15 protein-coding genes and 1 tRNA gene are annotated in these 12,306 nt (G+C 69.7%); 11 read left to right on the forward strand and 5 right to left on the reverse strand.

The window, feature by feature from the left end; genetic code table 11:
* The first annotated feature begins 16 nt into the window (after window positions 1-16).
* The 6 genes from AB0G84_RS31915 to AB0G84_RS31940 all read left to right on the forward strand — a co-directional run bounded on the left by AB0G84_RS31915 (window position 17) and on the right by AB0G84_RS31940 (window position 4,886).
* Window positions 17-1,450, forward strand: coding sequence for an amino acid permease (locus tag AB0G84_RS31915; RefSeq protein ID WP_361328609.1), 1,434 nt, complete (start codon window positions 17-19; stop codon window positions 1,448-1,450).
* 76 nt (window positions 1,451-1,526) lie between these two features.
* The gene (locus tag AB0G84_RS31920; RefSeq protein ID WP_361328612.1) at window positions 1,527-1,952 is read left to right on the forward strand and encodes a M67 family metallopeptidase; all 426 of its coding nucleotides are present in this window, start codon (window positions 1,527-1,529) and stop codon (window positions 1,950-1,952) included.
* Window positions 1,953-2,083: 131 nt separating this feature from the next.
* Window positions 2,084-2,263: a putative leader peptide gene (locus tag AB0G84_RS31925; protein ID WP_361328615.1), complete on the forward strand. Its 180-nt coding sequence runs from the start codon at window positions 2,084-2,086 to the stop codon at window positions 2,261-2,263.
* Window positions 2,264-2,403: 140 nt separating this feature from the next.
* Entirely contained in the window at window positions 2,404-2,712 is a 309-nt protein-coding gene (locus AB0G84_RS31930) for a MoaD/ThiS family protein (RefSeq protein ID WP_361328618.1), read from the forward strand.
* Between the two features lies 1 nt (window position 2,713).
* Window positions 2,714-3,664, forward strand: a complete 951-nt coding sequence (locus AB0G84_RS31935) for a cysteine synthase (RefSeq protein ID WP_361328621.1) — start codon at window positions 2,714-2,716, stop codon at window positions 3,662-3,664.
* A gap of 469 nt (window positions 3,665-4,133) precedes the next feature.
* On the forward strand, window positions 4,134-4,886 hold the full coding sequence (locus AB0G84_RS31940) for an MBL fold metallo-hydrolase (protein ID WP_361328624.1): 753 nt from the start codon (window positions 4,134-4,136) through the stop codon (window positions 4,884-4,886).
* Between the two features lie 100 nt (window positions 4,887-4,986).
* Here the strand turns inward: AB0G84_RS31940 and AB0G84_RS31945 are convergent, their stop codons facing one another.
* Window positions 4,987-6,240: a PTS transporter subunit EIIC gene (locus AB0G84_RS31945; RefSeq protein WP_361328627.1), complete on the reverse strand. Its 1,254-nt coding sequence runs from the start codon at window positions 6,238-6,240 to the stop codon at window positions 4,987-4,989.
* Window positions 6,241-6,448: 208 nt separating this feature from the next.
* Window positions 6,449-7,759 (reverse strand): PTS transporter subunit EIIC, encoded by a 1,311-nt coding sequence (locus tag AB0G84_RS31950; protein ID WP_361328630.1) that lies wholly within the window; start codon window positions 7,757-7,759, stop codon window positions 6,449-6,451.
* Window positions 7,760-7,966: 207 nt separating this feature from the next.
* Here AB0G84_RS31950 and AB0G84_RS31955 point away from each other — a divergent pair, with 207 nt between their 5' ends.
* The 5 genes from AB0G84_RS31955 to rdgB all read left to right on the forward strand — a co-directional run bounded on the left by AB0G84_RS31955 (window position 7,967) and on the right by rdgB (window position 10,708).
* Window positions 7,967-8,200 (forward strand): PTS glucose/sucrose transporter subunit IIB, encoded by a 234-nt coding sequence (locus AB0G84_RS31955; RefSeq protein ID WP_018542266.1) that lies wholly within the window; start codon window positions 7,967-7,969, stop codon window positions 8,198-8,200.
* A gap of 111 nt (window positions 8,201-8,311) precedes the next feature.
* Window positions 8,312-9,043 carry a ribonuclease PH gene (rph, locus tag AB0G84_RS31960; RefSeq protein ID WP_361328633.1) on the forward strand — a complete coding sequence of 244 codons (732 nt, stop codon included), beginning with the start codon at window positions 8,312-8,314 and terminating at the stop codon, window positions 9,041-9,043.
* Between the two features lie 228 nt (window positions 9,044-9,271).
* Complete coding sequence (locus AB0G84_RS31965; protein WP_361328636.1) at window positions 9,272-9,430, forward strand: SCO1431 family membrane protein; 159 nt, start codon at window positions 9,272-9,274, stop codon at window positions 9,428-9,430.
* A gap of 193 nt (window positions 9,431-9,623) precedes the next feature.
* Window positions 9,624-10,031 (forward strand): hypothetical protein, encoded by a 408-nt coding sequence (locus tag AB0G84_RS31970; protein WP_361328639.1) that lies wholly within the window; start codon window positions 9,624-9,626, stop codon window positions 10,029-10,031.
* Window positions 10,032-10,072: 41 nt separating this feature from the next.
* Window positions 10,073-10,708 carry an RdgB/HAM1 family non-canonical purine NTP pyrophosphatase gene (gene rdgB / locus AB0G84_RS31975; protein ID WP_361328642.1) on the forward strand — a complete coding sequence of 212 codons (636 nt, stop codon included), beginning with the start codon at window positions 10,073-10,075 and terminating at the stop codon, window positions 10,706-10,708.
* A gap of 69 nt (window positions 10,709-10,777) precedes the next feature.
* On the opposite strand, the gene AB0G84_RS31980 is transcribed toward rdgB, so the two are convergent.
* The 3 genes from AB0G84_RS31980 to AB0G84_RS31990 form a co-directional block, all read right to left on the reverse strand.
* Window positions 10,778-10,864: transfer RNA gene (locus AB0G84_RS31980), tRNA-Leu, on the reverse strand.
* Between the two features lie 49 nt (window positions 10,865-10,913).
* Window positions 10,914-11,597 carry an HNH endonuclease gene (locus tag AB0G84_RS31985; RefSeq protein WP_361328645.1) on the reverse strand — a complete coding sequence of 228 codons (684 nt, stop codon included), beginning with the start codon at window positions 11,595-11,597 and terminating at the stop codon, window positions 10,914-10,916.
* Window positions 11,594-12,247 carry an HNH endonuclease signature motif containing protein gene (locus AB0G84_RS31990; RefSeq protein WP_361328648.1) on the reverse strand — a complete coding sequence of 218 codons (654 nt, stop codon included), beginning with the start codon at window positions 12,245-12,247 and terminating at the stop codon, window positions 11,594-11,596. The genes AB0G84_RS31985 and AB0G84_RS31990 overlap by 4 nt, the downstream gene beginning before the upstream one ends.
* Window positions 12,248-12,306: the final 59 nt, after the last annotated feature.

The following is a 12,306-nucleotide window of genomic DNA, read 5'->3' on the forward strand; positions in this document are numbered from 1 at the left end:
GAAAGGCGCACCACACATGACCTCTGTGCAGGTCGACAAGCAGCACGACGGCAACGAGGCAGCTGATCAGGCCCCCGAAGAGGGCTATCAGCGTGGTCTGGGAAACCGTCAGATCCAGATGATCGCCATCGGTGGCGCCATCGGTACCGGCCTTTTCCTCGGAGCCGGTAAGGCGATCTCGATGGCCGGGCCGAGCATCATCCTCGCCTACGCCATCGTCGGTCTGGTCATCTTCTTCATCATGCGGGCGCTGGGCGAACTGCTCATGTACCGGCCCGTCTCCGGCTCCTTCTCGGAGTACGGCCGGGAGTTCCTCGGCCCGTTCATCGGCTTTGTGACCGGCTGGACGTACTGGCTCTTCTGGGTCGTCACCGGGATCACCGAAGTGACCGCCGCCGCCACCTACGTCCAGTACTGGAACAAGGGCATACCGCAATGGGTGTCGGCCCTGGTCTTCACCGTCGCGCTCTTCGGCATCAACCTGATCTCCGTGAAGATCTTCGGTGAGCTGGAATTCTGGTTCTCGATGGTCAAGGTCACCGCGATCGTCGGCATGATCCTGATCGGCCTCGGCGTGATCACCCTCGGCTTCTCCAACGCCGGTGACACCGCCTCCTTCTCCCTCCTGTGGTCCCACGGCGGCTTCTTCCCCAAGGGCATCGGCGGGACGCTGATGACGCTGCAGATCGTGATGTTCGCCTTCCTCGCCGTCGAACTCGTCGGCGTCACCGCGGGCGAGGCGGACAACCCCAAGAAGGTCCTGCCCAAGGCGATCAACACCGTGCCGTGGCGGATCGGCCTCTTCTACATCGGTGCGCTGATCATCATCCTGTCCGTCGTCAGCTGGACGGCCTTCAAGCCGGGCGTCAGCCCCTTCGTCGCCGCCTTCCAGCAGATCGGCCTGCCGGCCGGCGCGGGCATCGTCAACTTCGTCGTGCTGACGGCCGCGCTCTCCTCGGCCAACTCCGGCATGTACTCCACCGGCCGGATGCTGCGCGACCTCGCGCTCAACGGCCAGGGCCCGAAGTTCTTCACCAAGCTCAGCAAGAACGGCCTGCCCACCTGGGGCACCGGCGTCTCGGTCGCGATGATGCTGTTCGGCGTCTACATCAACTACCAGTGGCCCGGTGAGGCGTTCAACTACGTCGTCTCCTTCGCCACCATCTCCGGTATGTGGGCCTGGATCGTCATCCTGCTCTCGCAGCTGCGCTACCGCGCCAAGGCCAACCGCGGTGAGCTGCCGCAGTCCGAGTTCAAGGCCCCCGGCAGCCCCTACACCTCGGGCTTCGCGCTGGCCTTCATCGGCATGGTGATCGTGATGATGGGGGTCGACCCGGACGCCCGGATCTCGCTCTACGCCGCTCCCGTCTGGGCGCTCATCCTGGGCGTCGGCTACCTGTGCATCAAGCGCAAGGATGCGGCGCAGGCCGCCCTGGCGAAGCAGGACTGAGGACACCTCGTCCAGCATGCGGGCCCGCCCGTACCACTCTTCGGTACGGGCGGGCCCGCTGTCTATTCTTGGCGCCATGCTGACCCTCACCAAGGCCCTGTTCGACCAGATCGTCGAGCACGCCCGCCAGGACCACCCCGACGAGGCCTGCGGCGTGGTCGCGGGCCCGGCCGGCAGCGGCCGCCCCGAGCGGTTCATCCCGATGCTCAACGCCGCCCGGTCGCCCACGTTCTACGAGTTCGACTCCTCGGACCTGCTCCGGCTCTACCGCGAGATGGACGACCGGGACGAGGAGCCGGTGATCATCTACCACTCGCACACCGCCACCGAGGCCTACCCCTCGCGCACCGACATCTCCTACGCGAACGAGCCCGGCGCCCACTACGTCCTGGTCTCCACCGCGGACACCGACGACGCCGGGCCCTTTGAGTTCCGCTCCTTCCGTATCGTCGAGGGCGCGGTCACCGAGGAAGAGGTCGAGATCGTGGCGGAGTACTCCTGACCGGCCCCCGACCGCGGTTTCCCTGGTCGCGGGGGACCCGCCGAAGAGCGCGTCCCACCTGGTGTGCAGAGACCGTCCGCATCATGGGACGAGGTTCCAATACCCGGACCGGGAATCGCTACGATGACCGCATGGTTGACCACGACGTGAGCGAGAGCAAGAAGGGACCGGGCATGCTGCTGCTCGCTCCGCTCGCCACGCGTCGCTCCGCATCCGCCCTGCTGGGCGCGTTCGGCTGCGGAGCCGCACGGCTGCACGTGGATCTGTGCCGCCTCTCCAGCGCCATCTGTCCGCGCTGCGCCGCCGCCTGACCCAGGCCGCACTCGGCGCGCGGCGCCGCCGCCGGCACCGCACCCTTCCGCGTCACCCGACGCCCGCCCGGCACGCGCCTGCGCCGTGCCACGGGACGCACCGCCCCGCCACCGTTCTCACTCCCACAGGAGCACTCCCCATGGCCATCGAGGTCCGAATCCCGACCATCCTGCGCACCTACACCGACGGTCAGAAGGCCGTCGAGGGCAGCGGAGAGACCCTCGCCGACCTCTTCGCCGACCTCGAGCGCCGGCACACCGGCATCCGCGAGCGCCTGGTCGACGGCGAGCAGCTGCGCCGCTTCGTGAACGTCTACCTCAACGACGAGGACGTGCGCTTCCTGGAGGGCATCTCCACCAAGCTGGCCGACGGCGACAGCGTGACCATCCTTCCGGCCGTGGCCGGTGGCTCCGGTGCCACCGCCGGGCGAATGGCCCGGGCGGCCTGACGTGCGGTACGACTCCCCGCTGGCGGCGGTCGGGAACACCCCTCTCGTCCGCCTCCCGCGCCTCTCGCCCTCCGAGGACGTCCGCATCTGGGCGAAGCTGGAGGACCGCAACCCCACGGGCTCCGTCAAGGACCGGCCGGCGCTGCACATGATCGAGCAGGCCGAGAAGGACGGCCGGCTCACCCCCGGCTGCACCATCCTGGAGCCGACCAGCGGCAACACCGGTATCTCGCTGGCCATGGCGGCCAAGCTCAAGGGCTACCGCATGGTGTGCGTGATGCCGGAGAACACCTCCTCCGAGCGGCGCGAGCTGCTGGCCATGTGGGGTGCCGAGATCATCTCCTCGCCGGCGGCCGGCGGCTCCAACACGGCCGTCAAGGTCGCCAAGGAGCTGTCCGCCGAGCACCCCGACTGGGTGATGCTCTACCAGTACGGCAACCCCGACAACGCCGGTGCGCACTACGCCACCACCGGCCCGGAGATCCTCGCCGACCTGCCCTCGATCACCCACTTCGTGGCCGGCCTGGGCACCACCGGCACGCTGATGGGCGTCGGCCGCTACCTGCGCGAGCAGGTCCCCGGCGTCCAGATCGTCGCCGCCGAACCGCGCTACGACGACGTGGTCTACGGCCTGCGGAACCTCGACGAGGGCTTCATCCCCGAGCTCTACGACGCGTCCCAGCTCACCGCCCGCTTCTCGGTCGGCTCCGAGGACGCCGTCCGCCGCACCCGCGAACTCCTCGCCGAGGAAGGCATCTTCGCGGGCATCTCGACCGGCGCGGCGCTGCACGCGGCCCTCGGCGTGGGCCGGAAGGCGGTCAAGGCGGGGGAGCGCGCCGACATCGTCTTCATCGTCGCCGACGGCGGCTGGAAGTACCTGTCCACCGGCGTCTACACCGCCGAGTCGACCGAGGCCGCGATCGCCACGCTGCAGGGCCAGCTCTGGGCGTAGCCACCGGCGGCTGAGCGGGCCCGCGGGGCCGGCCGGTCGACGGTCTCTCCGCCGCCGTGGCCGGTCGCCGCGGCGGCGGGGGCGGGCCGGCACCGGGGCCGCGGCGGCCCCGCCGGCTGGGCCCGGTCCCGGCGGCGGCGCCCCGGGACGGCCACCACCTGCCCGTGGCCACGGCGACCGGCCACAATGGGAAGGATCCGGCGGGAAGGCCGGGCGCGGCGGCTCCTGCGTACGGGCGTACGGGGCGTCAGCCCGGACTGGTGATTCCGCCCACAGCTCGCCCCGCGAGAGGCGCGACGCGACCTTTTGCGCCTTACGCTCATGGGCACCGCACAGACCGCCCAGGACCCGGCACCACCCGGCAACGCCCCGCCGGGACAACCCGCATGGACCCTTCCCCCGCTCTCCACCGTGTTCGAGCAGGGGAGGCCCCCGACCGCCGCCCCCGCCCACGGAGGTTCACGCCCGTATGAAGCTCACTGTCGTCGGATGCTCGGGGTCGTTCCCTTCCGTGGAATCGGCCTGTTCGAGCTACCTCCTGGAGGCCGACGGCTTCAGGCTGCTGATCGACATGGGCAATGGCGCCCTCGGCGAGCTGCAGCGCCACTCCGGTCTCTACGACCTCGACGCCGTACTCCTGTCGCACCTGCACGCCGATCACTGCATCGACCTGTGCGGCTACTTCGTGGTGCGCTACTACCGCCCCGACGGCGGGCGCTGCGGACCGATGCCGGTCTACGGCCCGGCCGGCACCGAGCGGCGGCTGACCGCCGCGCACGCCGACCTGCCGCACGACGGCGCGATGAGCGAGGTCTTCGACTTCCGGACGCTGGAGCCGGGCACCTTCACCATCGGGCCGTTCACCCTCCGCACCGAGCGGGTCAGGCACCCCGTCGAGGCCTTCGGCTTCCGCATCGAGCACAACGGCCGCTCCCTGACGTACTCCGGCGACACCGGCCCCTGCGAGGCGCTGGACACCCTTGCGGCGGGCGCCGACGTCTTCCTGTGCGAGGCCTCCTTCACCTACGGCAAGGAAGACATCCCGGACCTGCACCTCAACGGCCGGGAGGCCGGCGAGCACGCCCAGCGGGCGGGCGTCGGCCGGCTGGTGCTGACCCACATCCCGCCGTGGACCGACCCGGGCATCAGCATCCGCGACGCGCAGAAGGCCTACGACGGGCCGGTCGAGGTCGCCAAGGCCGGCGCGGTCTACGAGATCTGACCCGCCCGCCGCACGCACGACCAGGGCCCCGGAACCGATGAACGGTTCCGGGGCCCTCGGCGTGCGGGGCGCGCCCTCTGTGGGGTGGGGGCGGTGCGGCCTACGCCTTGGTGAGGTCCTCGATCTCCTCCTCGGGCTCGCGGCCCGGGGTGGTGAGGTTGAACTTGGTGATCGCGAAGCGGAAGAGGACGTAGTAGACGACCGCGAAGACCAGGCCGATGGGGATGATCATCCAGGGCTTGGTGGCGAGGTTCCAGTTCAGCACGTAGTCGATGGCGCCGGCCGAGAAGGTGAAGCCGTCGTGCACGCCCAGGGCCCAGGTCAGGGCCATGGACAGGGCGGTCAGCACGGCGTGGATGGCGTAGAGCACCGGCGCGATGAACATGAACGAGAACTCGATCGGCTCGGTGATACCGCAGACGAAGGAGGTCAGCGCCAGGGAGATCATCATGCCCAGGACGGCCTTGCGGCGCTCGGGGCGGGCGGCGTGCGCGATGGCCAGGGCGGCGGCGGGCAGGCCGAACATCATGATCGGGAAGAAGCCGGACATGAACTGGCCGGCGGTGGGGTCGCCGGCGAAGAAGCGGCCGATGTCGCCGTGCGCGACCTTGCCGGCGGCGTCGGTGAAGTCGCCGAGCTGGAACCAGGAGACCGTGTTGACGAACTGGTGCATGCCGATGGGCAGCAGGGCGCGGTTGATCAGGCCGAAGAGGCCGGAGCCGGCGGCGCCCAGGCCGGTCATCCACTCGCCGAAGCTGGAGATGGCGCTGCCTACGGGCTCCCAGATCAGCAGGAACAGGACGCCGACGGCGGTGCCGACGAAGGCCATGATGATCGGGACCAGTCGGCGGCCGTTGAAGAAGCCGAGCCAGTCGACGAGCTTCTTGCGGTGGTAGCGCTGCCACAGGACGGCGGCGAGCAGGCCCATGATGATGCCGCCCAGGACGCCGGGGTTGTTGAGGACGGGCTCGACCCACTTGCCGTCCTCGATGTGGCCTTCGGTGACGGGGAAGGCCTTGAGGACGTTGCTGTAGACCAGGAAACCGACCAGGGCGGCCAGGGCGGTGGAGCCGTCGGCCTTCTTGGCGAAGCCGATGGCGACGCCGATGCAGAACAGCAGGGGGAGGTTGTCGAAGACGGCGCCGCCGGCCGCGGCGAAGACCTTGCTGACGTCGGTCCAGCCCAGGCCCTTGTTGCCGAAGACGTCGTCCTGGCCGAGGCGGTTGAGGATGCCCGCGGCGGGCAGGACGGCGATCGGCAGCTGGAGGCTGCGGCCGATCTTCTGCAGGCCCTGGAACAGGCCGGAGCCCCGCTTCTTTGCGGGGGCCGCCTTCGCGGCGGTGGCCGTACTCATCGGATTCCTCCTGGTGAGGCGGGCACTCGGGGAAGGGGGACGGCCCGCTGGTTGGTCTGCACCTTGGTCTACACCACTGGTGGTTTAGACCATTCTTAGCACGGGGCCTGGGCACAAAGGAATCCATTCTTCCAAGTGGTGTGGACCACATGGCGGCCGGCCCCCGGATCACCTGATCCGAGGGCCGGAAAACCGGGCGCCGCCTTCCCTACTTCACGTTGTCCCGCTCCATCGCGTCCCCCACCTCATCCGGCTCCCGGCCCGGAGTCTGCAGATGGAAAGCGGTGATGGCGAAACGGAAGACCACGTAGTAGACGACCGCGAAACACAGCCCGATGGGAATGATCAACCAGGACTTGGTCGCCAGCCCCCAGTTGATGACGTAGTCGATCAGCCCGGCCGAGAAGCTGAAACTGTCGTGCACGCCCAGGGCCCAGCTCACCGCCATCGAGACACCCGTCAGCACCGCGTGGATCACGAACAGCACCGGCGCGACGAACAGGAAGGAATACTCGATCGGCTCGGTCACCCCGGTCACGAACGAGGTCAGCGCGACCGACAGCATCATGCCCGCGATCTCCTTGCGGCGGTGCGGCTTGGCGCAGTGCGCGATCGCCAGCGCCGCGGCCGGCAGCGCGAACATCATGATCGGGAAGAACCCGGTGGTGAACTGCCCGGCATCCGGATCGCCCGCCAGGAATCGGTTGATGTCGCCGTGCACCACCGTGCCGTCCGGCTTGGTGAAACTGCCGAACTGGAACCACACAAAGGTGTTCAGGAACTGATGCAGGCCCACCACCAGCAAGGCACGGTTCGCCACCCCGAAAATTCCCGAACCCCCCGAACCCAGTGCCGACAGCCACTCACTGAAGCTGGTCAGCGCATTACCGATCGGCTGCCAGACGAACAGGCACGCCACCGCGAAGACCAGCCCGACAAAGGCCATGACGATCGGGACCAGTCGGCGCCCGTTGAAGAATCCCAACCAGTCCACCAGCTTCACCCGGTGGAAGCGCTGCCAGAGCCAGGCGGAGAGAAACCCCATCACGATGCCGCCGAAAACCCCCGGATTCTGGAACGCGGCCGGGGTGACCTTCGCGGTGGTGTCCACGCACACCCCGCTCCACAGCCCCGCCTGGGTATACGTCTGCCCCGCGGCGCAGCCCGCGGGAAAGGCGTGCAGCACCGAGAAATAGACCAGAAAGCCGGCCACCGCGGCCAGCGCCGTCGAACCGTCCGCCTTCCGCGCCATCCCGATCGCCACCCCCACGCAGAACAGCAGCGGCAGCCCCAGCCCCGAATCCAGCAATGCCCCGCCCGCCGCGGCGAACACCGTGCCCACCGCGTCCCAGCCCAGCCCGTCCTTGCCGAACACATCCGGCTGGCCGAGGCGGTTGAGGATCCCTGCAGCGGGCAGGACCGCGATGGGCAGTTGCAGACTGCGCCCCATCTTCTGCAGGCCCTGGAAGAAGTTCGCCCCCCAGCTCTTCCTCGGCGCCGCCGCTGCGTCCGAACTCATCTGCGTCCTCCCGGCAGTCGGCCCGCCGCCGGCCGACGTGAGGCGTGCCGCATACTGGTGGTGTAGACCACTTGGTGGTGGCCGTCCTGGTGCTCGCCATCCTTCGCCAGGCAGCGGACAAACGCCCCCATAGTTGGGCTGAACGTGCGTTACGGTGTGAAAACCGCACGGCTGAACGGCCGGCGGCCGAGACAAGCAGGAGTGGACATGGCCAGCAAGGCTGAGAAGATCGTCGCCGGGCTCGGCGGACTCGACAACATCGAAGAGGTCGAGGGCTGCATCACCCGCCTCCGCACCGAAGTCAACGACGCCTCCCTGGTCGACGAGGCCGCCCTCAAGGCCGCCGGCGCCCACGGCGTGGTCAAGATGGGCACCGCCATCCAGGTCGTCATCGGCACCGACGCCGACCCCATCGCCGCCGAGATCGAAGACATGATGTGAGCAGCTGAGCCCACGGGCCGGCCCCGGCCGCTCCCCGCTCACCGAAGGCCCCGCCCCGGACCCCTACCGCCCGGAGCGGGGCCTTCACCGTTCCCCGATAGGGTCAGGGCCATGTCTCGCATCGACGGCCGCACCCCCGAACAGCTCCGCCCCGTCACCATCGAACGCGGCTGGAGCAAGCACGCCGAAGGCTCCGTCCTCGTCTCCTTCGGCGACACCAAGGTCTTCTGCACCGCATCGGTCACCGAAGGCGTACCGCGCTGGCGCAAGGGCACCGGCGAGGGCTGGGTCACCGCCGAGTACTCGATGCTGCCCCGCTCCACCAACACCCGCGGCGACCGCGAATCCGTCCGCGGCAAGATCGGCGGCCGCACCCACGAGATCAGCCGCCTGATCGGCCGCTCGCTGCGCGCCGTCATCGACTACAAGGCGCTCGGCGAGAACACCATCGTCCTGGACTGCGACGTCCTCCAGGCCGACGGCGGCACCCGCACCGCCGCCATTACCGGCGCCTACGTCGCCCTCGCCGACGCCATCACCTGGGCCAAGGACAAGAAGCTCATCCGCCACGGCCGCCAGCCGCTCACCGGCACCGTCTCCGCCGTCAGCGTCGGCATCGTCGACGGCACCCCCCTCCTCGACCTCTGCTACGAGGAGGACGTCCGCGCCGAGACCGACATGAACGTCGTCTGCACCGGCGACGGCCGCTTCGTCGAGGTCCAGGGCACCGCCGAGGCCGAGCCCTTCGCCCGCGAAGAGCTCAACGCGCTCCTCGACCTCGCCGTCGCCGGCTGCGCCGACCTCGACGCCGCCCAGCGCGCCGCCCTGGCCGCCTCGCTCTGACACCGCAACGGCAACCACGGGAGGGGCGGGCCGGCCCGCCCCTCCCGTGACCGGTTCCTGGTGCCCCATTCACCGGCCCCGTCCCGCGTGCTCGCTCGATCCGCTTGCTCGATCCGCGTGCCCGGTCCGTGCGCCCGGTCCGTGCGCCGCGCGTCCCGTCCCTGTGAGCCTTTTCTCATGGGACGTCCGTCTCTAGGAAACCCGCGCTCGGCCGCGCACCGTGGACCCATGCCCACCCACGCCGCCACCGTCGCCGCAACCGCTCCGGCCGCCTCCCGCGCCCGCACCGGCGGGCCCCGGGACGACTCCCGCCTCCTGGAGCACCTCGCCGGCTGGACCCTCGTCGTCGCCCTGGCCATGCTCCTCACCCAGACCGGCCTGGTCTGACCGCCCTTCCCCGACCGGCCGCGCCGCCGCCCCGGTGGCGTGGGTGAGGTGTCACGGGTGAGGTGCCACGGCCCTCGCCGCGCTGCCTCTTGCCCCTCCGCCGGAGGCCACGGCCGCGCCCGCGGGCAACCAAAGGCCCCCGCCCCGCGTTTCTTCCTTTGCCCCGCCATGACCCAAGGGAAGGAACCGCTCCATGGCCCCCCGCACCAGCCGTACGCGCCGCCCCGCCGTCCCCGCACTCGCCGCGTTAGCCGCCGCGACCCTCGTCATACCCCTGCTCTCCGGATGCGGAGCGGTCCAGAAGGCCGTCGACTGCGCCAAGACCGCCACCTCCGTCGTCAACGCCGCCGACAAGCTCCAGCAGGCCGCGGACAACGCCCTCACCGACCCGCAGAAGACCGAGCAGGCGCTCGACAACATCGACGCCAACCTCAAGAAGCTCAGCAACGAGGCCAACGACCCCGACCTCTCCAAGGCCATCGACAAGACGAACCAGGGGATCCGGGACGCCCGCAAGGCCCTCGACGCCAACAAGGCCCCCGACATCCAGCCGATCGTCGACGGGGCGAGCGAGATGACCAAGATCTGCACCCCGGGGTAGCCCTGCCGGCGGCGGCGCGTCGGCCGGGATAATCAGGTGCCATGCAGTCACATACTGGCGGACACCCCGCGCCCACCCGCCGCCTCATCCTCGCCACCCGCAACGCGGGCAAGGTCACCGAGCTCCGCGCCGTCCTCGAAGCGGCCGGTCTCGACGTCGAACTCGTCGGCGCCGACGCCTACCCCGAGGTCCCCGACGTCAAGGAGACCGGCGTCACCTTCGCGGAGAACGCCCTCCTCAAGGCGCACGCCCTGGCCCGGGCCACCGGGCACCCCGCCGTCGCCGACGACTCCGGCCTCTGTGTCGACGTCCTCGGCGGCGCGCCGGGCATCTTCTCCGCCCGCTGGGCCGGCACCCACGGCGACGACCGGGCCAACCTCGACCTCCTGCTGGCCCAGCTCGCGGACATCGCCGACGAACACCGTGCCGCCCACTTCGCCTGCGCCGCGGCCCTCGCCCTCCCCGACGGCACCGAACGCGTCGTCGAGGGGGCCCTGGAGGGCACCCTCCGCCGCACCCCCGCCGGCAGCGGCGGCTTCGGCTACGACCCCGTCCTCCAGCCCCTCGGCGAGACCCGCACCTGCGCCGAACTCACCCCCGACGAGAAGAACGCGATCAGCCACCGCGGCAAGGCGTTCCGGGCCCTGGCGCCGGTGGTGCGGGAGCTGCTGGGCTGAGGGCGCGGCGGCACCGTACGCATACGGCAATGGCCTGCGCATCGAACCTTCGATGCGCAGGCCATGTGCTGGTGCGGCCGGAGGGACTCGAACCCTCACGGGTGTTACCCCACTGGCACCTAAAGCCAGCATGACTGCCAATTCCATCACGGCCGCTTGCCCCGCCCATCGTACCGGCCCGGCGCTCGGCGCGGGCGGGTGTGGGCTACCGGCCTCGCCGTCCTCGTCCGTCCGGTCGGCCGCCGCGGCACCAAGTGGTGGTCACGGCGTGGCAGTTGGGGCAGAGGAGCCGGAGGTTCGTGGTGCGGTCATCGGCCCAGTCGCCATTGATGTGGTCGACCTCCAACGTCATGGGCTTCCCGTGCCATTCAGGGCCGAGACCACACTCGGCGCACTCCTCAGGTACGCCGATTTCACGGAGCGCACGACGTAACAGAGGGGTTCGCGTCCGGTGTCTCCCCTCGTGCTCGACCAAGATGTCCTCCGGGCGCTTGGTAGGAGTCACCCCCGGCTTTCCGCGCTGATGCGCCTGCCCCAGGAAGTGAGAGATGTCGAGACCGTCCTGAGCCACCCACCTGTGGAACAGGGCGCGGGACTGGCCGCTGTACGGTTCCTTCCCGAGCGCGCGGAGCGCGCCGGCGATGGACGTCGCCTCCTCGACCGCGCGGCAGAGCTCGCCGGCGGCCGGTTTGGCGGGCGCCTCCTTGATCCGCCGCCGACGCGGCATGTGGGAGACGTCGATCCCGAAGTGGTCGAAGCGCCGGAAGAGATGACGGCGGAGATTGCCGTACGGCGGGGTGCCGAAGAACGCGATGACCTCGTCGATGTCGGAACACTGCGCGGCTGCTTGGGTCAGTCGCTCGCGGGTGTACTGCACACCGCGGCTCATACGGCGTCGCCCCTGGTGCGGGCCTTGCCTCGACCGCGGTAATTGTCGGTCGTCGAGTGGCAGTTGGGGCAGAGGAGCCGCAGGTTTTCCAGGCGGTTGTCTCGCCAATTACCGTCGATGTGGTCGACCTCAAGCGGCAGTGGATGTCCTCGCCAGACCGCTTCCGTTCCGCAGCATGCACATCGCTCAGGGACGCCCAAGGTCGTCATGGCCCACCGCAGACGGTCGCCCGGGATGCGTCGCGCCTGTGTGGTCGACTGCTCGACGAGTAGAGCCTCAGGTGTCCGGCGACGCCAGGGCTTGCCACGCTGGGCGGGCAGCTGAAAGTGCGAGGTGTCGATGCCGTACGCCTTGATCCGACGGCTGATGTGCGTGTGATGGCCGCCCACGGGATCGAGCCCGAGATGGCGCAGCACCTCGCACATGTTTGTCGAGACGGCCACCGCCCCTTCGAGGACCTCCTTCGTCCAGCGCACTCCCTCCCGTTCAAAGTGCGACGTATCTACGCCCATGGACCGCATCCGGTCATGGAGGTACCGCCTCGATGAACCCTTCGGAGCCACCCCCAGCTTCCCCAACGCCTCCGACAGTGTCCGCGACGACGATGCCGCGGCCTCAAGCCGCTCCCGGGTGTACGGACTTGCCGGCATGCCTCCCCCTCCTGCGCAGCGGGCCCACCCGCGCGCCCTCTCGAACGGAACAACGATCG

Origin of the sequence: Streptomyces sp. NPDC020742 (genome assembly GCF_040641675.1) — a bacterium.
GTDB lineage: Bacteria > Actinomycetota > Actinomycetes > Streptomycetales > Streptomycetaceae > Streptomyces.